At 62.7% G+C, this 22895-nt stretch carries 14 protein-coding genes, 2 other RNA genes and 1 pseudogene; 8 read left to right on the forward strand and 9 right to left on the reverse strand.

Annotated elements, in window-relative coordinates; genetic code table 11:
- Positions 1 to 132: 132 nt before the first annotated feature.
- The 3 genes from ABQZ00_RS20295 to speA all read right to left on the reverse strand — a co-directional run bounded on the left by ABQZ00_RS20295 (position 133) and on the right by speA (position 8426).
- Positions 133 to 1464: a glycosyltransferase gene (locus ABQZ00_RS20295; RefSeq protein ID WP_323538888.1), complete on the reverse strand. Its 1332-nt coding sequence runs from the start codon at positions 1462 to 1464 to the stop codon at positions 133 to 135.
- On the reverse strand, positions 1457 to 5437 hold the full coding sequence (locus tag ABQZ00_RS20300) for a non-ribosomal peptide synthetase (RefSeq protein WP_323538889.1): 3981 nt from the start codon (positions 5435 to 5437) through the stop codon (positions 1457 to 1459). Before ABQZ00_RS20300 ends, ABQZ00_RS20295 begins: the two co-directional genes overlap by 8 nt.
- 1102 nt (positions 5438 to 6539) lie before the next feature.
- Positions 6540 to 8426 (reverse strand): arginine decarboxylase, encoded by a 1887-nt coding sequence (gene speA / locus ABQZ00_RS20305; RefSeq protein WP_055847359.1) that lies wholly within the window; start codon positions 8424 to 8426, stop codon positions 6540 to 6542.
- A 228-nt stretch (positions 8427 to 8654) separates the two neighbouring features.
- Here speA and speE point away from each other — a divergent pair, with 228 nt between their 5' ends.
- Positions 8655 to 9512 carry a polyamine aminopropyltransferase gene (speE, locus tag ABQZ00_RS20310; RefSeq protein WP_115559232.1) on the forward strand — a complete coding sequence of 286 codons (858 nt, stop codon included), beginning with the start codon at positions 8655 to 8657 and terminating at the stop codon, positions 9510 to 9512.
- Positions 9513 to 9896: 384 nt separating this feature from the next.
- Here the strand turns inward: speE and ABQZ00_RS20315 are convergent, their stop codons facing one another.
- On the reverse strand, positions 9897 to 10502 hold the full coding sequence (locus tag ABQZ00_RS20315) for a PH domain-containing protein (RefSeq protein ID WP_115529362.1): 606 nt from the start codon (positions 10500 to 10502) through the stop codon (positions 9897 to 9899).
- Between the two features lie 190 nt (positions 10503 to 10692).
- Positions 10693 to 11505 (reverse strand): hypothetical protein, encoded by an 813-nt coding sequence (locus ABQZ00_RS20320; RefSeq protein WP_323539060.1) that lies wholly within the window; start codon positions 11503 to 11505, stop codon positions 10693 to 10695.
- A 613-nt stretch (positions 11506 to 12118) separates the two neighbouring features.
- Here ABQZ00_RS20320 and ABQZ00_RS20325 point away from each other — a divergent pair.
- A complete protein-coding gene (locus ABQZ00_RS20325; protein ID WP_323526238.1) occupies positions 12119 to 12775 on the forward strand; it encodes a phosphotransferase in 657 nt (218 codons plus the stop codon).
- An 11-nt stretch (positions 12776 to 12786) separates the two neighbouring features.
- On the opposite strand, the gene ABQZ00_RS20330 is transcribed toward ABQZ00_RS20325, so the two are convergent.
- From ABQZ00_RS20330 to ABQZ00_RS20345, 4 genes are all read right to left on the reverse strand, one after another.
- A non-coding RNA gene (locus ABQZ00_RS20330) (sX9 sRNA) lies at positions 12787 to 12862 on the reverse strand.
- An 80-nt stretch (positions 12863 to 12942) separates the two neighbouring features.
- Positions 12943 to 14913 carry a glycoside hydrolase family 84 protein gene (locus tag ABQZ00_RS20335; RefSeq protein WP_323538890.1) on the reverse strand — a complete coding sequence of 657 codons (1971 nt, stop codon included), beginning with the start codon at positions 14911 to 14913 and terminating at the stop codon, positions 12943 to 12945.
- Positions 14914 to 15677: 764 nt separating this feature from the next.
- Positions 15678 to 16052 (reverse strand): P-II family nitrogen regulator, encoded by a 375-nt coding sequence (locus ABQZ00_RS20340; RefSeq protein WP_202863455.1) that lies wholly within the window; start codon positions 16050 to 16052, stop codon positions 15678 to 15680.
- A 37-nt stretch (positions 16053 to 16089) separates the two neighbouring features.
- A non-coding RNA gene (locus tag ABQZ00_RS20345) (sX9 sRNA) lies at positions 16090 to 16165 on the reverse strand.
- Positions 16166 to 16347: 182 nt separating this feature from the next.
- On the opposite strand from ABQZ00_RS20345, the gene ubiK reads away from it, so the two are divergent.
- The 6 genes and pseudogenes from ubiK to ABQZ00_RS20375 all read left to right on the forward strand — a co-directional run bounded on the left by ubiK (position 16348) and on the right by ABQZ00_RS20375 (position 22726).
- Positions 16348 to 16635, forward strand: a complete 288-nt coding sequence (ubiK, locus tag ABQZ00_RS20350) for a ubiquinone biosynthesis accessory factor UbiK (RefSeq protein ID WP_055847344.1) — start codon at positions 16348 to 16350, stop codon at positions 16633 to 16635.
- Positions 16636 to 16648: 13 nt separating this feature from the next.
- Positions 16649 to 17512, forward strand: a pseudogene (locus tag ABQZ00_RS20355) (YifB family Mg chelatase-like AAA ATPase); the annotation flags it as partial.
- 706 nt (positions 17513 to 18218) lie between these two features.
- Complete coding sequence (locus tag ABQZ00_RS20360; RefSeq protein WP_323538891.1) at positions 18219 to 18464, forward strand: hypothetical protein; 246 nt, start codon at positions 18219 to 18221, stop codon at positions 18462 to 18464.
- Between the two features lie 333 nt (positions 18465 to 18797).
- Entirely contained in the window at positions 18798 to 20693 is a 1896-nt protein-coding gene (locus ABQZ00_RS20365; RefSeq protein WP_323538892.1) for a hypothetical protein, read from the forward strand.
- Positions 20694 to 20831: 138 nt separating this feature from the next.
- Positions 20832 to 21338 carry a hypothetical protein gene (locus tag ABQZ00_RS20370; protein WP_323538893.1) on the forward strand — a complete coding sequence of 169 codons (507 nt, stop codon included), beginning with the start codon at positions 20832 to 20834 and terminating at the stop codon, positions 21336 to 21338.
- Positions 21335 to 22726, forward strand: a complete 1392-nt coding sequence (locus tag ABQZ00_RS20375) for a DGQHR domain-containing protein (RefSeq protein WP_323538894.1) — start codon at positions 21335 to 21337, stop codon at positions 22724 to 22726. The genes ABQZ00_RS20370 and ABQZ00_RS20375 overlap by 4 nt, the downstream gene beginning before the upstream one ends.
- Positions 22727 to 22895 lie beyond the last annotated feature (169 nt).

Raw genomic sequence — 22895 nt, forward strand, 5'->3', positions numbered from 1 at the left:
AACGAGGACACGCCGTGCCCGCCTGACGGCGAACCCAATTGGTTTGTTCGCCGCGCTTATCCTGCTGTCGCATCGTGCTCCCCTGTCGGCGAGCACGATGCAAGGCTTGACGCCGATGCAGCACTCTCGGCCTCAGGCCATCGCCGCCTGCGCAATCCGTGTCACCGGCGCTGCCGCGTTCAACAGCCCCCAGGCTTCCAGTTGATCGACCGCGTTGCGCACGCCGTCTTCGTCGCGAATGCGCTGGCCCAGCGCGCGTGCCGCCGCGCGCATGGTCGGCGTGCTGGCCTGGCGCAGGGCCTCGGCCAGCGTCTCCGGCTGCAAGCCGACACGCGCCAGCGCTGGCGGCGCCACGCCACGGCCGGCCATGCAATACGCCCAGAACGGTTGGTCGTAGCCGAACGGCAACACCACCGACGGAATCCCCGCCGTCAGCGCCGCGCCGGTGGTGCCGGCGCCGCCGTGATGCACGGCCGCCGTCACGCGAGGAAACAACCAATCGTGCGGCGCCTGTTCCAGATGGAAGAAGCGCTCGGCGTCATCCGCAGCCGCGGTGTCGGTCGCCGCCAGCCCGCCCCAGCCACTGGCCAGCAATGCGCGTTGACCGGTCAGGCGCACGGCAGCCTTGACCGTGGCGGTCAGCTGCATCGCATCGCTGCTGGGCATGCTACCGAAGCCGATATACAGCGGTGGCGGCCCGGCCTGCAGAAACGCCTGCAACGCGGCCGGCGGTTGCCACTGCGGCTGCGGCAGTTGCCAGAATCCGCAGATCTGCGCGCGTTGCGGCCAGTCCGGCGGACGTGGGCACAGCTGCGCGCTGTAGCCGTAGATCACACGTATCGCGGTGCGGTCCGGACCGCGCCACGGATACGCCGGCAGCCCCAGCGCCGGACGCACGATGTCGTTGAGCGCCGGGCGCATGAATTGCCAGCCGGCAAACCGCACCGCGTGGTGCAGGGCTACATTCACCCGCCCGGGCAGACGCACATTGGGCATCATCATCAACGGCAGATGGCGCGAGGCGGTGAGCGGTTGCAGTTGCGCGAAGCACACCGGCAGCCCAAAGGCCTGACCCAGGCTATGGGCCAGAAAACTTGCGCTGCCGACGCCCAGGATCAAGCCGGCATCGGCGCACGCCGCGCTGCCCTGCGCTGCCCAATCGGGCGCCCAGCTCAGCAGCTGCGCGCGCAAGGTGCCCCAGATGCCACGCCAGCCGCCGCGCATTTCTGCGACATCTGGGTTGCCTTGCAGCAATTTCTGGTGGTCGCCGCTGAGCGGGAAAAACTCCAGACCGTTGGCACGAATCAGCGCTTCGAAGTTGCTACTGGTCAGTACCCGCACCGTGTAACCGCGCTGCTGCAAACCGCGTCCCAGCGCGATGATCGGGCGCACATCGCCGTGCGTGCCCAGGGTGGCGATCACGATCGGGCGGTTGGCTGCAGCGGATGCAAGAGACTCAGGCATATTCGGTCACCCCGTCGTTGGCACTGGCGATGCGAGTATTGCGATGCGACACCTGTGCGCTGGCATCGTGCAGCAGTGCACACAGCGTTGCCGAGTGCGCGGCCGACAGCATCGAGTGGTGGTCGCTGTCCAGGGCGTGCAGGTGCAGCGTGCCCACAAAGGGGCGCCATGCCTGCGGCCGGTAATCCACCCACTGCGCATCGTCCCCACCGGAGCTCATCCGCACGGCTGCTTCGACAAACAGCACATCCTGATTCAATACGCGGGGACGGTGGCGTCGCGCCAGATGCAGGTGATGCTGGGTCACTGCGCCCAGGTCGTCCAGCAGCGTGGGGCGTTGCTCCAGCAATTGACGCACCGCCGGTACATCGTTCAGTCCGTAGTGATCGCACAACAGGCTGGCCAGCTGCGCCACCGTGGTCGGCATCGCTTGGTCGTGCGCCAGTGTCAGCCCCAGCGCATGCACCGATGCGCGCACGTTTTCCGCTTCGGGCAAGGCAGCGGCCTGCTCCAGGTGCGGATAGCTGTCGAGCATCGCCAGCAGTTCGACCTGTTCCCCAAGGTCGTGCAGCTCGGCGGCGATGGCGTGCGCGATCAAGCCGCCCAACGACCAGCCCAACAAGCGGTACGGGCCATGCGGCTGCACGCTGCGCAGACGCGCCAGGTAGTCGCGGGCGATCGCTTCGATGCTTTCCGAACGATGCTGCGGGTCGCTCAATCTCGGCGACTGCAACACGTACACCGGCCACTGCGGATCGAGCTGGCCAAGCAAGGTGAGATACGACCAGCCCAGGCCGATGACCGGATGGATGCAGAACAACGGCGTGGCACCCGCGCTGCCGGCACGCAGCGGCAACAGCACGCTCAGCGGGTCGTTCGTTGTCTGCGCGCTGCGTTTGATCACTTCGGACAGACCGGCAATCGTCGGCGCATGGAACAGCGCGCCCAAGGGCAGGTCGACGCCGAACAGTTGCGGGAAACGTGCCGCCATTTCTGCCGCACGCAGCGAGTCGCCACCGAGCTCGAAGAAGTTATCGTCCACCCCCACCACCTCGATGCCCAGCACTTCCTGCAACAGGGCTGCAAGCTGCTGCTCGAGTGCGTCGCGCGGCGCCACATGCGCAAGCTTGGGCAACGCGCCCGGTGCAGGCAGTGCGCGGCGATCCAGCTTGCCATTGGCTGTCAGCGGCAACACCGGCAATGGCATCCACAGGCTCGGAATCATCGCCGCCGGCAAACGCTGCTGCAAATGGGCGCGCAGCAATTCGCTCGACGGCGTGTTGCCATGCTTGCCCACGACGTAGGCGAGCAGCTGTACGGCGTTGTCGCCATCGCTGTGCGCAACCACCGCTACCTGTGCCACCTGCGCATGCAGCAGCAGCGCATTCTCGATTTCCGCCGGCTCCACGCGGTGACCGCGGATCTTCAGTTGCGCATCTGCGCGACCGATGAATTCCAGCAGGCCGTCACGGCGCTGACGCACGCGGTCGCCGGTGCGGTACATGCTGCTGCCGTCGTTGGCGAACGGGTCGCGCAGGAAGCGCTCGCTGGTGAGTTGGCGCTTGCCGCGATAGCCCTTGGCCACGCCCGCGCCCCCGATATAGAGCTCACCGACCGCACCGGTCGGCAAGGGTTGCCGCTGCGCATCCAGCACGTAAACGCGCGTATTGAGCAGCGGCCTGCCGATCGGCGGTGCGGTGGCATCGGCCAACTGCAGCGGCATGATGGTCGACCAGATGGTGGTTTCGGTTGGTCCGTACAACTGGGTCAGGCGCCCCACCCGGCTCAGCAATTGCGTCGCCAACTCGGGCACCAAGGCCTCACCACCGACCAGCGCATGGATGCGATCCAGCGACAGATCCTGATTGGCAAGCAGGATGCGCCACAGCGACGGCGTGGCCTGCACCAGACTGATCTGCTCGTGGGCAATCAGGCGCGACAGACCGCGTGGGTCGTGACTGATGCCGGCCGGTGCGATGACCACGCGGGCACCCACCAGCAACGGCAGATACAGCTCCAGCCCGGAGATATCGAAGGTGATGGTGGTGACCGCCAGCACGCGGTCGCGCGGACGCAACGCCAGCTCGTGTTCCATCGCATGCAGGAAATTGAACAGGTTGCGATGGCTGATCTCCACGCCCTTGGGCGTGCCGGTGGAGCCGGAGGTGTACAGCACATAGGCTGTCCCATCCGGGGTCGCCATCGGGGCGATCGCCGCTGGCAAATGCGCCGGGCGCGGGTCCAGCCACACCATGCCGCCGAGCAGATAGCGCTCGCACAATGCCGGCTCGCAGACCAGCGCAATGGCGCCGGAATCGTTGAGCATCTGCCGATTGCGCGCCGCCGGGCTTTCCGGATCCAGCGGCAGATAGGCCGCGCCGCTCCACATGATGGCCAGCAGGGCCACCAGCAGATGCTCGCTGCGCGGCAATGCGACCGCAACCACATCGCCGGGGCGCACCCCATCGGCCACCCACTGCGCAGCGATCCGCGAGGCGAGCTCGCACAGCGTGGCGTAATCCAGCGTGCGGTTGTCGTATTGCACGACAACGGCCGCAGGCATCATCTCGGCACGCTGCAACATGCCGTGCAACAACGTGGCAGCTTCCGGCAACGGCGCGGCGGTGTGATTCCAGGTGTGCAGCAAACGGTGGCGCTCTTCATCGCCCAGCACGTCCACCTCGCCCAGCGCGCATTCCGGGTTTGCCAGCACGGCATCGGCCAGATGGGTCAGACGGCGGCAGTGTTCGGCCAGCTCGTCGCTGTCGTACAACGCCGGATTGGCGTCCAGATCGAAGCGCAGGGCCGCGCCGTCGCCACGCTCGTAGCAGAAGATGGTCAGATCGTCGGCCGGGCCGTTGCACAGGTTATGCGGTATCGCATACGCCTCGCCAAACCGCAGGGCGTAATCGAAGGCTTCGATATTGACGGCAAGGCGTGCGAACTTCTGGTCGATGCCGAACATGCCGATGTCGCGACGTACATCCTCGAAGCGATATTGCTGATGCCGCAAGGCATGCCTGACCACCGACGCGACCTGCGCAAACAACGCATGGATCGGCTGCTGCGGGTCCATCTTCAGACGCAGCGAAATCACATTGGCCACCAGCCCGGGGGTCTGCCGGTAGCGCGCATTGATGCGGCCGGTCACCGGCATCGCCAGCACCAGATCTTCGGCACCGGTGCAGCGGTAGTAATAGGCGGCGATCAGCGAGATCAGCATCTGCGGCAAGCTGGCGCCGTAGTGCTTACCCATCGCGCGCAGACGCACCACCTGCTGCGGCGAAAACTGCCCGGTGCCGCGCAACAGCCCGGTAGACAGATGATTGCCCGGGCGCGCCAGGGTTGCCGGCGGCGGCAGATCGGCCAGCTGCTGCATCCAGTACTCGCGATCGCGCTGGAAGCGGTCGGATGCGCGGTACTGCTGCTCCATCTCCACCAGCGCCAACGCGCTGCCGTACTGCGCAGGTTCCGGCTCCAGCTCTGCGGCGTACGCGTTATATAGCACCGACATGCGCTGCATCATGATCGATGCGCAATAGCCGTCCATCACCAGATGGCTGACGCACTGCACCCACATATGATGATCTTCGCCGAGCCGAAACACCGCGCAATGCCACAACGGCCCATGCTCCAGGTCTTCCGGTTGACGGATTTGTTCGTCCACCCAGTGCTCGGCGGCATTGCGCGGCGCGGGATCTTCGCTGACGTTGAAGTAAGGAACCGGCGCGGTGTACTCGGGCAGGATCACCTGCTGCGGCACGCCATCGTGTTCCACGATGCACAGCCGCAGCGTATCGAACTCGCGCGCCAGCTGCAGGGTGGCGCGGATCAATAGCGCAGGGTCCAGCGGACCAAACATTTCCAGTGCTTCCGACAGCATCAAGGTGTTGTCGGTATGCAACTTGCTGGCCACCCACAGGCCGCGTTGCGCTCTGGTCAAGGGAAACAGTGGGGCGACATCGGCGTGCATTGCAAGCATCCTTTTGTGTGGCGCGCGGTCGCCCGGCGGACCCTGGCCGCGTTGCGGTCACAGTGACGCCGGATCAGCACCTAAGTAATAAAACGCAAGATAGAAAGCACCATCGACTGTCGGCAGATGCCGGCAATACACGGTGGAAACGCACAATGGGCACGCACAACGAGGCGACAGGCACAATCGAAACTTCGACGTGCAGATGTCTGATTAGAGCAACTTGTATCCCGACAAGTTAAACGAACACTAACAATTCGTTCGCGGGCAGAACCGTGCAAAAATCACGAATTGCGTGTGATGTGCAAAAATTTTTAACCGAAGTGTGATTTCAACTAGTGTTCTGGATGCATAGCGGCAGGCAAATGCGATGCGACAACGATCCGCATTGGAAGAAAACACCGCGAATAAAGCACCCAATGCGCAAACGCTCTGCGCCCGGCAGCGAACAGACGCTGCGCTTATCGAGTTACTCGCAGCGAGCACCGCGCATAAGACCAGTGCGCGCACCAGCGTTGATACGCCTGCATTTCGTGCGAATCACTGCGTAAAACAGCGGGTATTTGGCAACACGCGCCAGCTGCAACGGCGGCGCATGACGTGCAGATCACTTGAGCGCAACGAAGGATGGGATGCGGCGTTCGCGCCACATCTAAGGATCGCAACGCATAAGACCAGTGCGCATGCCAGCGTTGATGCGCCTGCATATTGTGCAAATCACTGCATAAAACACGGTGTTTTCTGCAGCAACGCTGCCGGTGGTCGCACGATCACGCAAGCGTCGTCTGCTTGTCATCGGCATGCAGCGTCGCTGCGTTTTGCTGATGTGGCACTACGCAGAGCGCAGCCCATGGTGCGGCTGAGCTTGCCTGGTACGGGCTTACGCCTAGTCGCCATCAAAACAGCCAGGACAGCTGCCTGGCGGCCGGCTATGCGGTGAAGATCACGTGCGACGCGGCGGATGCCGGTCGCAGCATTGCGCCGTTGGACAGTGCCGCGGGCGAGCGCGCTGCGTGCACTTCTGCGGTGGCAGCGCGTGAAGCAGAGTGCTTGAAAACAGGATCGGCGCGCTGCGGTACAGGCCCGCAGCGCGCGCCATGCATCAGCCCAACGGTTCGTCGGACAGATAGGTATAGCCGGTCAGGCCGGCCTCCAGCGCGTCGTGCAGTTCCTGTGCGCGCGCGGGCGGCAGTTGCGCTGCAGCGATGCGTTCGGCATAGGTCGCGCGCAGCGTCTCCAGCTGATACCCCACGTAATCCAGCATCACATCGGTGGTATCACCGCGACGCTGCTGCACGATGCGATAGCCATCGCCGTCCACGGCCACTTCCACCGCATCGGTATCGCCAAATAGGTTATGGATATCACCCAGTATTTCCTGATAGGCACCGACCAGAAAAAACCCAATGCGGTAGCTCTCGCCCGGATTCAACGCATGCAGCGGCATCGAGCTGTCCAGACTTTCGTTCTCGACATAGGTCTTGACCATGCCGTCGGAGTCGCAGGTCATGTCGGCGATGATGCCGCGCCGCTGCGGCGCCTCGTTCAAGCGTTCGATCGGCACGATCGGAAACACCTGATCGATCGCCCACACGTCCGGGATCGACTCGAACACGCTGAAGTTGACGAAGTACTTGTCTACCAGACGCTCGTTGAGCTCATCCAGCACCGGGCGGTGGCTCTTTTCATCGAAACTCAGTCGCGCCCGCACGCCATGCGCGATGGCGTAGAACAGGTCGTCGATACGTGCGCGGTGGGTCAGGTCGATCTGGCCCAGTGCGTAGGCGCTCAAGCCTTCGGCGTGGAAATGCTGGGCTTCCTGGAACAGTTCCACCGCCGGGCGCACATCGAGCTCGTCATGGATCTCGCGCAGGTGGCGAATCGCCGCCGGCTCGTCGTCGTGCGCATCCGGCACGCGGCCTTCCTGGGCCTGCTCCACTTCGGACACATTGGCGATCAGCACCGCATGGTGCGCGGTCATTGCGCGGCCGCATTCGGTGACGATGCGCGGTGGGGTCAGGCCGTGTTCTTCGCAAGCGCTGGCCAGCGGCTGCACGATATTGCTGGCATACGAATGCAGGCCGTAATTGATCGAACAATAGCTGCGCGAACGCGTGCCTTCGTAGTCGATGCCCAAACCGCCGCCGACATCCACATGGCTGATCTTGGCGCCCAGCCGCGACAGTTCCACGAAATACCGCGTGGCCTCGCGCATGCCGTTGGCGATGTCGCGCACGTTGGAAATCTGCGAGCCCATATGGAAGTGCAGCAGCTGCAGGCTGTCGGCGTACTCGGTGTCGCGCAGCGTCTTCCACAGGTCCAGCACCTGACGCGGCGACAACCCGAACTTGGCCTTGTCGCCCCCGCTGTTCTGCCACTTGCCCGCGCCCAGCGACGCCAGCCGCATGCGCACGCCAAGGCCCGGCTTGACGTCCAGCGCGCGCGCCTCTTCCAGCACCAGCTTCAGCTCGGAGGGCTTTTCGATGACGATGAAGGTCTGCAGGCCGAGCTTGCGCCCGATCAGCGCCAGGCGGATGTATTCGCGATCCTTGTAGCCGTTGCAGACGATCAGCCCGCCCGGACGCGACAGCGCCAGCACCGCCATCAGCTCCGGCTTGCTGCCCGCTTCCAGTCCGAAGCCGTCGCCGTGATGGCTGGCCAGGGTACCGGCCACGCCGCGGTGCTGGTTGACCTTGATCGGGTACACGGCCGTGTAGCCGCCGGCGTAGTCCCACTCCGCTTGCGCCTGCGCAAAGGCCGCCTGCAGCTTGCCCAGGCGCTGGCCCAGGATGTCGGGGAAGCGCACCAGCAGCGGCAGCTTGGCACCAGCCGCGCGGGCGGCATCCACCACTTCGGGCAGCGACACCGATGGGCCGTCGACGGTAGGCGTGACCACGATGTGTCCGGCGGCGTTCACATCGAAATACCCATCGGCCCAGTGCGGGATCGAGTAGGTCTTGCGGGCTTGGTCGAGGGACCAATCGCTCATTTCGTTGTCTCGGCAGGGGCAAAAGGGCGTGAATTGTAACGCCTGACATGCAGACGGTCCGTTACAATCCGCGCCGACTTCACGCCCCTCTCCTGCTGGAGCGGGGTGGTCTGCGGGGTCGGCCACCGTGCAGTTTGGCTGCACGCGGCTGCGCCCTCCCCTCATCCGGCGCTTTGCGCCACCTTCTCCCGGTGGGAGCAGGGACAGCCCCTTCTTTTAGGACTTTGCATGAGCGCCAACGACAACTGGTACATCGAACACTTCCAGCCGACCGGCTCGGCGATTGGTTTTCGCATCAGCGGCAAGCTGGACGAGGTGCAGTCCCCGTTCCAGAAGATCGAGATCTACCAGACCACCGATTGGGGCAAGCTGATGCTCATCGACGGCGCGGTGATGCTCACCACCCGCGACAATTTCTTCTATCACGAGATGATCAGCCACCCGGCGTTGTTCACCCACGCCGCGCCCAAGCGCGTGGTGATCATCGGCGGCGGCGACTGCGGCACGCTGCGCGAGGTGCTCAAGCACCCGGGCGTGGAAAGCGCTACCCAGTGCGATATCGATGAGCAGGTCACACGCATGTCGGAGAAGTATTTTCCCGAATTGTGCGACTCCAACCACGACGCACGCGCCGAGCTGTTGTTCGACGACGGCGTGGCCTACATGGCCAATTGCCCGGCCGGCAGCGTGGACATCGTGATCGTCGACTCCACCGACCCGGTGGGCCCGGCCGAAGGCCTGTTCAACAAGGCGTTCTACGACAGCTGCTTCAAGGCGCTGAAGGACGACGGCATCCTGGTGCAGCAGTCCGAATCGCCGCTGGCGCTGCTGGACCTGATCAACGAAATGCGCACCGAAATGGGCAAGGCCGGCTTCCAGTCGTTCAAGACCCTGCCGTTCCCGCAGCCGTGCTACCCCACCGGCTGGTGGAGCGTGACCATGGCCAGCAAGCAGCCCAAGGCCGACTTCGCCTTCCGCCAGGCCGATGCGCAGGCCAAGGGCTTCGACACGCTGTATTACACCGCCCACCTGCATACCGGCGTGCTGGTTTCACCGCCGTTCGTGGCCAAGGCGCTGGGCGAGTAAGGCAGTCCGACCACCACGAGCGCCGCACTGCGCTCGCGGTGGTGGTTGATCACACGATCCGCAGCCATTACTTCGATGACGGCGCTGCCACACCTGGTTGCGCTGGTGGGAATTTCGTTGCGATGAGGCACCCGTTGCAACGACGGTTGAGCGCACTGCATTGCGCCAGCGCAGCTGGGCGACGAAGCGCGGATGACAACACTGCTGCGCTCACCGACAGGCCGGCGCGTTCGCCGCGCGCAATCGGTCTCTGCCGTGCGTCCAGGCCGATTCCGAGTATGCCGTCCCGTCTCCACATCACGCCGGCTACTTTCTATCAGCCGCTTCTAGGCCTACACAGGCGGCCTCGCGTATCCGCTCAAGCGTGCGCGCAGAGCACGCAGCTCATAGCCGCGCCAATACCTCGGCCTTCTTGGCATCGAATTCCTGCTGGGTGACCAGCCCGGCATCCAGCAATTGCTTCAACTTGCCCAGCACCTGCACCGGGTCGTCCATCGCCGGCGGTTGCGCTGCCGGGGACGCTTGCATGTGCGCTGGAGGCGCATGCACCACCACGCCACCGGCCGCCACGCGCAGTTTTTCGATTTCCAGCTGCTGACGTTTTTCGTAGGCCACCTCTTCCACCTGCTGGGCGTAGGCGTAGATGCGTCGCGCCTGCCGCTTGGGCAGGCTGTCGATTGCCGCGATACGGCCTTGCACGGTGCGGCAGGTGATGGTGGCGCCCAGCATTTGCTCGCTCAGGTGCACATCCTGGACATCGCGCCACGGGAAATCCTGGAACGTCATGCCGAACAGGGTTGGTCGCACCACGATGAATCGACGGTTGGTCAGCACCACCGCATCGGGCGACAGATTCATCACCATTTTTTTCTGGATCCCGAGATAGGCGACCTGCTCGTCTGCGGTCAGCAACTCGGTCACCTTGGGCAGGATCTTGCCGGCGGCTACCGGGTCCTGTTCGTCTGTCAACAACTGCGCCACTGCGTTCATCTGCTCTCACCACCGGCTGATCACCCCGTTGCGCACGACACTACAGCAAGCTGCATGGACGCCTCTGCAACGCAGGCTGGCCAGGTGAGGTACGCGTGCGAGCCGTGTCCAGACAACGCTACTGGAATGCCGCATCTGAATGCAGAAGGGCGAATGTTGCCATCCGCCCTTCTGCGAGCATCCACTTCAACTAGAAGCGGACTTCGGCGCCGACGTTGAACACGTCGGCGCGATTGATGGTGATGTCTTCGTCGGAATCGTAGTAGTCGTTGGCATAAAGATAGTTCGTATAGAGCACGCTCAAACTCGCATGCCGGCCAATATCTACGCCTAATCCGGCACCGGCATACCCGCCGGAAACCCGTTCATTGGATTCGCCATTGGAGTTGGCCGACCAGTAGCCTAGGCGCACCACGGCGAACAGTGGACTGTCGCCAAAGTTGAAACGTGCCATGGCGCCCAGACTTCCGAACTCAACGCTAGGGACGTAGGCGCCGTCGTGATCACTGATACGGGCCAGCTTCCCAACTGCCGCCTCAATGCCGACCAGCGTCGCCGAACCCGCCCTCCAACGATAGCCTGCGTTGAAGCCGAGCATGTCTTGGTCGATGCCTTCGTACACTTTGCCCTGACCGCCCTGCACGCCCAGAAAAACGCCGCTCTTCAGACGTTGATCCTCTTCGCGCGGCATTGGCGGCACATAGGCCGGTGCAGGCGGCGCATCCACCGCAGGCGTCTGCGTCGTGACGGTGGCAAATCCGCCAGTCTCGTCGGCCACATTTGCGCTTCCGCTTCCACCGACGGCGGTGGGCGCGCCGCCGTTGACGGCTTGCGACAGACGCGACGGCGGCGCTGCCGGCGCGGGGGCGCCCTGCGTGCCTGCCTGCGGTTGCGTTTGCTGTTGCCGGTAGCTATCCCAGCCGCGCGACAACGATTGCGCCGAGGCCTGTGCCGTGACGCCAAGTGCCGTGCAGGCCAACAGCAGTGTTGCAGTCTTTTTCATCGCATTCCCCATGAGTGGTCCTCCCTCGTTCCCGCATCCGTGCGCACGTAGGCGGACCCGACGGCGTCTGGAAGTGGCGCAGTTGCCGTCATCTTTCCGGGAGCGTCCCCGCATCACTGCACTGCCCAAGGCACCGGCCGTGGCACATCGGCGTGGATGTGCGCGACGCGCGCGTGATGCAGCCCCCTGACCGCAGCGCGCACAGTGTCTGGAGTCTCATTGCCTGTCAAGAAGCGCTGAGACGCGCGTCGACAGACGGTCCGTCGGAGTGCGGCTTCGACGTGTTCCAAACCCATACCGATAACCCCGCCAACCGATCGCCACCTCCCGTCCCGGTCTCGCGCGGATGGCGAAGCGGCGGCTGTGTCGCACGTGCCGGCAGCCGCGGCGTGGCGCTTCCGCAGCGCCCGGCAGCCCAGTGATTTTGGAAGGACCTGAGGGCTTCAACCGACTGAATTGAAAGGGCGTTCCATGTTCGGAACATTACATTTGTTAAACAAATGTAATTTCAATACTCGCAAGTTCTAAAATTGCGTGGTCCCGATCCCTTGTGATCCCCTTGGACCTGCGTCACGCGTGACACCTCCGCGCCGCCAGGGTCCGGAGAACTGTCATGCATTACCAACCGCTGGATGTGTCCAGCCTGCAGGTCGTCACTCCCGTGTTGCTCAAACAGGGCACACGGCTGCTCGAGCCCAACGTCTACCGCACCCATCTGGACGGACAACTGGCCGTGGTCAAGGACTACGGCCGTTATCGCCGCACGCTGCTGGCACCCATCGCCCGGCTGATGGTGCGCCATGAAGCACGCATGCTGCGCCGCCTGCACGGCTGGCGGCATGCCCCGGCCCTGCTCGGTACGTTGGGCGGCCTGGCGCTGGGCATGGAGTTCATTCCCGGCGACACGCTCAGCGCCAGTGCGGTGGTGGGCCAGGAGGTTTTCCAGCAATTGCAGCAGGCGCTGCGTCGCCTGCATGCATTCGGCATCACCCACAACGATCTGCACGGCACCAACGTGATGGTCAGTGCCGGGGTGCCGGTGTTGATCGATTTCACCTCGGCGTGGCGGTTCCCGCGCTGGCTGCGGCGCGGCACGGTGGCACGGCAGCTGCAACGCAGCGACGTGGCCAATTTCCAGAAGATGCGCCAGCGCCTGGCCGGGATCCCACCCACCGCCGACGAGGCCGCACGCAGCGCCGAGCCGGGCTGGGTGCGTGGCCTGCGCGGCGGCTGGAAGCGGCTGTATCGCCGCCTCAAACGCGACACGTAATACCTAAGAGCGGCTCACAAAACCTGGCGAGCAGTCGTCAGCTGGGTGCGGACAGCGCGGAGTAACCGGAGTATCCAAGTGGCATATGCCGCACCGCGCAGCGGCCACGTCCGCCTGGCGGTGAGCACCGTCGTGTTGCTGGCTGCCCTGAACCGCCCGCAGCGCCGTCAGTGCTCTACCGCTGCCGATCCGGCTGGCACCTTGTAGGCGATCAGCGTCGGTGCGTCTGCCACGAAGCGGTCGAGCACCCCATCGGCAATCTTGACCGGCCCGCCGAAGCGCGTGGCGCCGGGAATCGAGGGGACGGCCGCGGCCTTGGCGGCCACTGCAGCGGCATCGGCAAACAACGCCGGCGCTGCGGTATCGCCGCGATTGGCGGCATCCAGGCCGGCCGCGGTCTGCTGCAGCGCGCGGCCCCAGCTTTCCATCGCGTCGAGCCAGGGGCGCGATTGTTGGGCAAAGCCCTTGTCGGCCACGCCGTCGCGAATGATCTGCGGCGCGGCGGCGATGTCGTCGGCGGTGCGCGCCAGCGTTGCAATGGCCTGACTGCGCGCCGTGGCATCGCCCAGTGCGATCGCCTCGCGCACCTGGTCGAGCACGGCCTTCAGACGCGGCGCCTGCTCCTGCCACGGCTGGCTGCCGAAGGTGGGTGCCAGATGCTGGGTGTCGAAGAAGGTCAGCAATGCCGCCGTCACGCGCGCATCGCCACCGGCCAGATCGCGCGCCGCCGCATGCCAGGTGCGCTGCGCGTCGTAGCCTTTGTCGTTCCAGGCGAACGCAGTCAGCCCCATCACCGCGACGCGGCTGGGCACTTCCTGGTTCATCGGGTTGGAGACGATGCCGGACAACTCGGCCGACAGCCCGGCCTCGCGGCGCGCATATGGCGCCATCAGCAAGCGCCCGGCGGAGGTTTCGAAATCGTTGACCGGGTAGTTATCCCACAGCAACGTCTTGCGCCCGAATGCCTTGGTCGCCGCACGCGCATCGGGGATGGAAATGGCCGGCGGCACCACGTCGGTACCGGTCCACTGCACCACGATCTTTGGGTCCAGATGCTTGCGAAGCGCCTCCTTGTACGGGCTTTCCTTGGCGTCGAAATACTCGGTGGGCACCATGATCAGCTCCGACGCAGCAGCGTGGCGGGCGACCAGATCGGCCTGCACCAGATTGAGCAGATGCGACTGCGCGATGCCCGCCGCCTGCGCACCGGACTCGCCGAAGGTGGTCTTGTCGCGCTCGCAGTTCCACTTGGTGTATTCGATATCGTCCAACGCCACATAGAAGCTGCGCACGCCCAGCGCGCGGAACGCATCGAACTTGCGCAGCAACGCCTTGGCATCGGCCGGATCGGAAAAACACACACTTGGCCCGGGCGAAATCGCATAGACGAAATCGACATGGTTGCGCTTGGCGGTGGCCGCCAACGTGCCCAGCGCCTTCAAGGTCGCTTTGGGGTACGGATCGCGCCAACGGTCGCGCGCGTACGGGTCGTCCTTGGGGCTGTAGATGTAGGTGTTGGCCTTGGTGCGCGCCAGAAAATCGATGTGCTTGCTGCGGTCGGCCATCGACCACGGCGCACCGTAAAAACCTTCGATCGTGCCGCGGATCGGCATGGCCGGGTAATCCTGGATGACCAGCGCCGGGATGGCCGGCCGCTCGAGCAACTGACGCAACGTCTGCACGGCATGGAACAGGCCATCGCTGTCGTGGCCAGCCAGCGTGATCAGGCTGCCGCCGCCCAGCGCAACGCTGGTCAACGTATAGCCTTCGGTATGGGTGTCCTGCGTGGCCTTGCTGCGCGTCAGTGCATCGCGCACCACCGCCGCCTCGCCGGTGCCAATGACGATATGCGGGCGATCGAGCGTGGTTGGCAGGCGCGATGCGGTGGCGATCTTGCTGACGCCGGCCGACCCGAGCAGGCGACGCACCAACGCGACCGAGGCCGGGTCCGCGCCCGGCGCGACGACCAGCACCACCGACCGGCCCAAGCTGATCGTCTGCCCATCCAGCACGATCGATACCGGGGTCGGAAACAGTGCCGGCTGAGTGACCGGCTCGGCCAGCGCAGGGGCGGCCAGTCCCACTGCCACCAAGACCGAGAGCAGGCGCAAGCCCGACTTCCTGTTGCGTCGCTTCATGTCCGAACTCCGGTATTGGAATGGTATTACGGCCTAGAGTAGGCAAGTCGCTGCGTGGCGACAAGCGTGGCTTGGTCTTGGGGGGTTGAGTCTGGTTTTGGCCGCGATTGTTATCAGCGAATGCGCCGTCCGGACCGAAAGGAACTAGGCGCGCCGGCCATGAGCTGCGGTATTGAAATGGTATGAAAAGCGGGGCGATTGGTTTCGTCAGGACCACGGTTGCGGTAGCAGCGAGCCCACCGGAAGCGACGGCGAGACGGGCTGTATCGCCAGATGAAGCATGGGCGTACTCGACGCTCCACCAGCGCGCGCGGGCCATGACGAGAGCTGCCAAGACGCCACGCTGGCGCCCGAACCGACCTGAGTCCGTAGCACATCAGATGTAGCGGTCGTGCGGTCAGGTTCGCATGCGGTCCACCGTGACAGGCGCAGGGCAATTATCCCCACCGTTCCGGTTGCCCCTAACGCGTCATCGCCGCGTGCATCATCCGATCGGCGCGTGTGGTGTAGGCGTCGTGGAAGTCCTGATGCGCGCGTCGACAGCGCCAGCACTTTCAGCATGCGGCGGACGCCGCCGCTACGTCAGTGACAGGCGCATTGCAGCCATTCCGTTGTGCCTGCAACACGGCCTTGCCCAGCGCATCAATCGATCGGCGCATCCGCTGTCAGCGTTGAAAAACTCCTGGTACGCGGGTCAATGCCGTGAGCATCTTTCAGCACGCAGCAGAGGCTCCGCCACACCGCAGCGCGGCACGCGGCAGACCTTACAGCGCGTCGCTATCCAGCTCGCCAGTGCGGATACGCACCACGGTGCCGAGGTCGTACACAAAGACTTTGCCGTCGCCGATCTTGCCGGTACCGGCGGCGGCCACGATGGCTTCGACCACACGCTCGGCCTGGTCGTCGGTCACCGCCACTTCGATCTTCACCTTGGGCAGGAAATCGACCACGTACTCGGCGCCGCGATACAGCTCGGTGTGGCCCTTCTGCCGCCCGAAGCCCTTGACCTCGGTCACCGTGATGCCCGCCACGCCGCAGCCGGCGAGTGCTTCGCGCACATCGTCGAGCTTGAACGGTTTGACGATGGCCATGATCATTTTCATTGATGCAGATCCCAGGGCATGACGGGCGCGCAGCATACCGTGGACGGCTGCAACACTCACCCATGCTTAGAGCGGCTAACAAAACGTAGCGAGCAGTCGTCAGGTGGGTGTGGACGGCGCGGACGAACCGGAGTGTACGGGTGGTCCATGCCGCACCGAGCACCGGCGCACCCGCCTGGCGGTGAGCACAGTTGTTTTGTTCGCTGCTCTTAGCCGCCGTCACCGCGGCCCACAACCGAATGGGACTATCCTTACTGCCTGCCGACTGCCTTGCCGATGTCCCGTGTGTCCCGGCCTGCACTAGGCTTCCTACGGACCTGCGGAGAACACCATGATCGATTTCAATCAGCTCGACGACCTCGCCCGCCGCCTCAGCGACCTGGTGCCGCCGGGCCTGCGCCAATCGCGCGAAGAATTGCAGAGCACCTTCAAGGGCGCATTGCAGGCCGGCCTTGGCAAACTCGACCTGGTCACCCGCGAAGAATTCGATGTGCAACGCGCGGTACTGCTGCGCACGCGCGAAAAACTCGACGCACTGGAGCAGGCCGTCGCCGCACTGGAAGCGCGCGCACCGGGCGCATCGCCCAGTGCGGCACCCGGTTCCTCCGACACCCCCTGACGAGCCCTCCACCATGAGTCTGGCGCTGGTGCACAGCCGTGCCCGCGTAGGGGTGCACGCGCCTGAGGTTCGGGTGGAAGTGCATCTCTCCGGCGGCCTTCCTTCCACCCAGATCGTGGGCCTGCCCGAGGCGGCGGTGCGCGAATCACGCGAACGCGTGCGTGCCGCCTTGCTGTGCGCACAGTTCGAATTCCCGGCACGGCGCATCACCATCAATCTGGCGCCAGCGGATTTGCCCAAGGACGGCGGCCGCTTCGATCTGCCGATCGCGCTCGGCATCCTGGCTGCCAGCGGGCAGATCGACCGGCAGGCGCTGGCCGATTACGAATTCATCGGCGAGCTCGCGCTGACCGGCGAGTTGCGTGGCGTCGATGGCGTGCTGCCGGCCGCACTGGCCGCCGCGCAGGCCGGGCGACGGCTCATCGTGCCGCTGGCCAATGGCGCCGAAGCCGCCATTGCCGGTCACGTCCAGGCTTTCACCGCACGCACGTTGCTGGAAGTCTGCGCCGCCCTCAATGGCACCCAGCAGGCGCCTGCTGCCGAACTGGCGGTGGCAGCGGTTGGTGCACGTGCCCTGCCCGACATGGCCGACGTGCGTGGCCAACCGCACGCACGCCGCGCACTGGAGATCGCCGCAGCCGGTGGCCATCACCTGCTACTGGTCGGCAGCCCCGGATGCGGCAAGACCCTGCTCGCCTCGCGCCTGCCCGGCCTGCTGCCGGAAGCCAGCGAAGCCGAAGCCCTGGAGACTGCCGCAATTACCTCCATCAGCGGCCGCGGACTGGACCTTGCCCGCTGGCGGCAGCGCCCCTACCGCGCTCCTCATCACACCGCCAGCGCCGTCGCACTGGTCGGCGGCGGCTGTGAATTCCAGCCAATTACGCGACTTTCCAGCCATTAAAGAGACTGCCTGGACTGCGTCAAGCGAGCCGGGCAGCTAGGACTCACAGCCCCGGCACGGCCCTTGGACGTGCGCGCGGAATGTGTGTGAATCGGCAAAGTTCAGTGCAACCAAGCCAAAGACCATTCAACTGCCCGAGGGCCTCGCCGACCCGTAGCAGCTAACCAACGACAATGATTGCAGGCAGCCTAACGCCCAGTTGTGCTGCTCGAAGCCGGCATTCTGATATCTGCAGGAGCTGCCCCTTCCGTCGTATGCAGTCCCGGCTTCAGCACAGCGGGAAGAGACTTCGCCTCAGCAGCGTCGCTTGAACACCGAATTTTTGCGGAGCAAGCAAACGGAGGCAGGCGTCGCTGGTGGCCTAGCTCTAGAGCTCTGCCACAGTAACTGCGGGCCTCGCACCCGCACCTCCGCCTTAGGCTTGACACTTTGGCTAGCCACCCTAGGAACTTACGTGTCAGACAACCGCCACGGCCGGCCCAGGCCGTTAATTAAGTTCAATGGACACCATCTAAGCTCAGCATCTAATTGTTCTATAGAGCTTTTTTGTAGAAAAACTAAACTTCCATTAAACTTTTTGCTTTTGGCGAAAAAAAAGGGTAAGGTCTAAACCGGTACTGGTCTTCCGCCAAGAAGTTCACCAGTGCCGCACTCGACATAACCCTTAAGAAGGAACAATAGCATGGGAAACAAGACAGACGACCAGGCCTACCGCATCAAGGAACTTGAGCGCAAAGTGAAAGGCCTGCAACAGCAAGTTGGCGTGATTCATGCCGTAGCCCATTCACGGAACAAGAAGACCGATCAGCGGCTTCGTGATCTGGAGATCAAGGCTGCAGTGAGCCAAGGAGCTGCACAAAAGGATATCGCCAAGATCTACGAGCTCAGCCGGGGGCGAGTGAGTCAGATCGTCAGGAAGGTTGCCTGATGATCCTCTAGTGGAAAGAACCCGGCTTCGGCCGGGTTTTTAGTTAAACGATTCTGATCAACAGGAATTTATCGACCACCTGCCAAGAAAAGAAGACGGCTACAAGCTAACCAGGTCGGCGCCAACGACGGCGCGACACGCGGTGACTCCGCCGTCTCTGCTTGCGATCAGCACGCTAAAGCTGTCTTGCGCGTATGCGCTAGCGCGGCGCCGACGTGCCGCTGCACCACGTACCCCACGAGAAGTTAGCATCGGAAGCATCACCCCAAGTCTCCAACCTAATTCGCGACTGAGTTATGTTTAGGGTAACTAAGGCCTCACTCCTGCTGCTCCATGCCAATCATTGAGGAGTTTCCCAAAGACGACGGCTACCGGCTCGTCAAATGGGTGGACAAGTTCACGCTCCCGCACCTGACGACCCGCTCGACCTCGGTCACCGTCCGGCTGCAACGACTTCCGTTTCAGCGCCACAGCGACCTGAATCGACTCACGCGCGAGAGCGCTGTTGCCCTGCTTCCGCTGGACCGGAGCGACGCTGGGCAAGCGCACTACACCTCCGTGGCCGTGCATGCAGGCCTGTTACCCCATCTGGCCATCGGCCGCGTGTACCAGGGCCAGCACTTTGTCGGCGAACTGCCCACCCGCCAGGCGACACTCACCCTGGCCGATGCCGAGCTGTCTTGCCATGAGGTCAGGATCGGGGAAGAACTCCCGGCGCCTGCGGGATGGACTTATCCCTACAAGCAACTGCTCTCTCGAGAATTCGGCGGTATCCAGACGGAATTTGGCGCCTCACGTTGCCTGGTTTTTGTCGATGCGCTCGGCATCGAGTACGTCATCCCAAGAGCACTGATCTTTCAAAGGTTCTACGCGATACAGCGCGAGCTGGCTAACGCCTTCACTAGCGGTCCTTGGGCGCAGACCAGAAGCAGGATCGTCTACGAGGGCCAGCTAAAGTCTGGGCTGGAGACCAAAATCGATCCAGTCACAGGGGCGTGGCATGTCATCTTGCAAACGAACGTGGACAACGACTTTGCGCGCCTGGCGGCGCTGCTGTACTTCGATGACTATGCAGCTGCCCGCGCCGAATCGATCTACACCGGGATGCTGTCTGATCGGCACGGGAGCGTACATGGGCACTGGTTCGCCAGTGCGCAAATCCCGTTCCGGGCCGATAGCAAGCCGCTGCGATTGCAAGTCAAGGGTTTCATGCTGCCGCCGCGTCTGGGCCGCAAGGAAGGAGGCCGCAAGCCGGTGGTGCACAAGCAGTCGTTTCTGGTGACCTCGATCCTGGGAAGCAGTTGGCCCAGCTACACGCCACCGATCAAGGCGGGGCGCTTGAACAGCGGGGATAAAGGCAAAGAGCAAATGCCCGCAGAGGGCAACAGGCCTTATGCGGGCCAAGTGCGCGCGAAACCGGCGGGTGATGAGCTAGTCACGACAAGCGCGGTCGACGCCTCGGCAGCGCAGGGCGATGCATTCACCCTAGAAGACACCTTCTCGTGGCTGGACGGTGAGGAACCGGAGAAGCTCACCAAAGATCGGAGCCAGCTGTACAGCGACGGCAACGTTCGTCCTGCTCCACCACCGCCAGATGCCGCATCCGGCGGCGAGCGCACACACAAGGATTGCAATGCCGCCCCGGCTCATCACAAGGTGCTGGTGCGCGATCCTGTCAATCGCTTCCGCTATCTACTCGATGCTTTAGAGGTGCTGCGCAGCTCAGGCGACCTGCAGCGCTATACCGTCTTTCAGCCAGTGATCTCTTCGCAGCTAGCCCAGTGCGGTGGCCTTAGCTGTTGGAACTTCCTGGACGAGACAGCGCGGCGCACCGGTCGATGGCCCAGTACGGGTTGGCGCATGCTCGAACGCGCAAGAGGAACAGGCTCCGAACGCAGCCCAGGCAAGCCTCGATGTGTCCTGGTCGTGTGCATCGAGATCGGAACCTACGTGGGCTACTGGTTCGAGATCGAAACTAGAGCGACAGAAGGGGGCGTACTCTCTCCCCTTGTCGCCAGCACAGGTATAAACGAACAAATCGCTGTGTCGCATTTAGTCGAATCGATAGCCCGCGCCGAGGGTCGCAACCTCAGGCAGGCAATGATCGCGGCCGCACATGAAATCGGATCGGACGCTGCGCAGTGCTACAAACACCACTACAAGGGTGATCACAATTCGGAGATCGACCCCAATTCGCTGCGGCGCTTTCTGATGAAGTGGGCAGGATAGCTTCAAGTTCTCGTCATGTCGTTCGGAATCAAGAACTACGGAGGTCACTGACTGCTAGGCTGGGGTCAATGTGAGGTGCAACGAAGGACGCCGTGAAGGGTCCGAAGATTGGTGACAGCATGGATGAAGGAATTCTCAGTGAAATACAAATTTGACCTGGTTGAGGCAACAAAGCGCTTCAAGGCTGAGGTGGAGTCTGTCTTCATGGACTTCGACAGTTGGAAGACGTTCAAAACCAACTATGGTTTGACATGGAAGCGGGTGAAATTTGAAAAGGGCAACGTAAACAACGTCCCTGACGTACGTGGAATCTACATCTTCACTCTCCAGGTAGATGAGAACGAGCTGCCCATTCATGGCTATATCTGGTACATGGGCATCGCAGGGCATAGGTCTGCTCACACCCTCCGCAAGCGCTACGGAAATTACATCTACGACCAAAGATCACCGGCATGGAAGCGACCCAAAGTCCGTTACATGCTGCAAAAATGGAAAGAGGACCTCTACTTCAACTTTGTTGAGCTCGACACTGGAGTTAACTTGAAGACGATCGAATCAGCCTTCTTGAATGCGATTATTCCTCCCGCGAATCTTGCAGATATCAATGCCACTATCTCCATGCCACGGAAGGCTGCTGCGCTATGACTGTGTCCAAGACCACTAAAGCTACCAAATCATCCAAGACCGCCAGCTCTCCTCGAAAGGTGGCACGCAAGGCCGCGAGTAAAGTGACAGACACTTCGCTCACGACAGTAGGCAGCGCGGAGGCAGTCGTCGCAAAACGCAAAGCTTCGAGACAAGCTCAGCTAATTTTGCCGTCCCTTAGGGGAAATTTCGGCGATTGGGTCTACTACACCTGCTTGATGTCGGTCAAAGACATCGCCGATCGCGTCAACTATGCTGAGGAGATTCATACAGACAAGGCGTTGTCCAGACTGATCCAGCGCAGCCTTGAAGGTCCACGTGCCAAGCATATCGCCAACTATCTAACGAATACAAAAGATCGCTTTTTCAGTGCGATGGTTCTCGCCACGTATGGCGGTGAGCCCCAATGGATGGATGTTGGTAACTTCCACTCCACATCAAACCCAGAGATTGTCAATTCGCTTGATGAGGACTCAAGGGACGCAATGGGTTTCCTAGCGCTCTCCGGAAAAGAGAAAATATTTGCAGTGGATGGTCAGCACCGATTGGCGGGTATCCGAGAAGCGATTAGAGAGCAGGCCGACTTTGAAGGCGAGCAGCTTCCCGTGATCCTAATCGGCCACGATGAGAAAAACAAACGACAACGTACGCGACGTCTATTCACAACGCTCAACAAGACCGCCAAACCTGTCAAGAAGCGTGACATCATCGCTCTAGACGAAGATGATGCGATGGCGATTATCTCTCGTCGCCTGGTTGAGGAACACGCTTGGTTCAAGGACCCCCGGATCGCAGTCATTTCCTCGAGCAATGTTCCCTCTAGTGACACCGAGTGTTTGACGACCATCACCAATCTTTATAACGTTCTTCGCTTACTTTTGCTTCATCATACCAAACAGAAAAGCGACAGAACGTTGCGCTTCTTCCGCCCAAGCGATGAGGTGTTAGAGGGTTACTACAAATACTCCCTCACTTTTTTTACCGCGCTTGCCAAGTATTTCCCGCCGGTAAAGGATGCCTTCACCTCCAACGCGGAAAATCCTGTAGCAAAGTATCGTAACGAGAAAGGAGGGCACATCCTTTTCCGTCCAATAGGCCTACTGATCGTGGCCGATTTGGTCACCGAGTACATGACCAAGCACAATGTCTCTCTTGCAAATGCCGTCAAGGCAGTTGCTGTAATTCCTACAGATATTTCCAAGGCTCCCTACAAAGGGGTGATCTGGGACGCAGATAGAGGGTTGATTAATGCCAAGCAGAAGGCGCTTGCACGCGACGTACTCAGTCACATGCTTGGACTGAATGACGGAAACTCTATCGCATTGAAGGCGCGCTACGCCGCTGCACTCAACAAGCCCGGCGCAGCGTTGCCGGCCAAGCTAGAATAGCCAGCCATCAGGCAAGCAACGTCGGCACGGGTTGTCGCTGGCACGAGGAGACGGTCTCGTGCAGTAGTTTTCCCTGCCCTCTCAGCCCCCTACGCCCCGGCGCGGTACACGCCGTGCGAGATGACCCAGCCCGGTGGCAGTAAGAAGACTAGAAAAGATGCGGGATTGA

Source organism: Xanthomonas sp. WHRI 10204 (genome assembly GCF_040202875.1).
Classification (GTDB): Bacteria; Pseudomonadota; Gammaproteobacteria; order Xanthomonadales; family Xanthomonadaceae; genus Xanthomonas.

Excerpts from the sequence above, each read along its gene's own strand:
- ABQZ00_RS20295 (WP_323538888.1), bottom strand. The coding sequence starts at position 1,464 with ATGCCTGAGTCTCTTGCATCCGCTGCAGCCAACCGCCCGATCGTGATC.
- ABQZ00_RS20300 (WP_323538889.1), bottom strand. The coding sequence starts at position 5,437 with ATGCACGCCGATGTCGCCCCACTGTTTCCCTTGACCAGAGCGCAACGC.
- speA (WP_055847359.1), bottom strand. The coding sequence starts at position 8,426 with ATGAGCGATTGGTCCCTCGACCAAGCCCGCAAGACCTACTCGATCCCG.
- speE (WP_115559232.1), top strand. The coding sequence starts at position 8,655 with ATGAGCGCCAACGACAACTGGTACATCGAACACTTCCAGCCGACCGGC.
- ABQZ00_RS20315 (WP_115529362.1), bottom strand. The coding sequence starts at position 10,502 with ATGAACGCAGTGGCGCAGTTGTTGACAGACGAACAGGACCCGGTAGCC.
- ABQZ00_RS20320 (WP_323539060.1), bottom strand. The coding sequence starts at position 11,505 with ATGAAAAAGACTGCAACACTGCTGTTGGCCTGCACGGCACTTGGCGTC.
- ABQZ00_RS20325 (WP_323526238.1), top strand. The coding sequence starts at position 12,119 with ATGCATTACCAACCGCTGGATGTGTCCAGCCTGCAGGTCGTCACTCCC.
- ABQZ00_RS20335 (WP_323538890.1), bottom strand. The coding sequence starts at position 14,913 with ATGAAGCGACGCAACAGGAAGTCGGGCTTGCGCCTGCTCTCGGTCTTG.
- ABQZ00_RS20340 (WP_202863455.1), bottom strand. The coding sequence starts at position 16,052 with ATGCTGCGCGCCCGTCATGCCCTGGGATCTGCATCAATGAAAATGATC.
- ubiK (WP_055847344.1), top strand. The coding sequence starts at position 16,348 with ATGATCGATTTCAATCAGCTCGACGACCTCGCCCGCCGCCTCAGCGAC.
- ABQZ00_RS20360 (WP_323538891.1), top strand. The coding sequence starts at position 18,219 with ATGGGAAACAAGACAGACGACCAGGCCTACCGCATCAAGGAACTTGAG.
- ABQZ00_RS20365 (WP_323538892.1), top strand. The coding sequence starts at position 18,798 with ATGCCAATCATTGAGGAGTTTCCCAAAGACGACGGCTACCGGCTCGTC.
- ABQZ00_RS20375 (WP_323538894.1), top strand. The coding sequence starts at position 21,335 with ATGACTGTGTCCAAGACCACTAAAGCTACCAAATCATCCAAGACCGCC.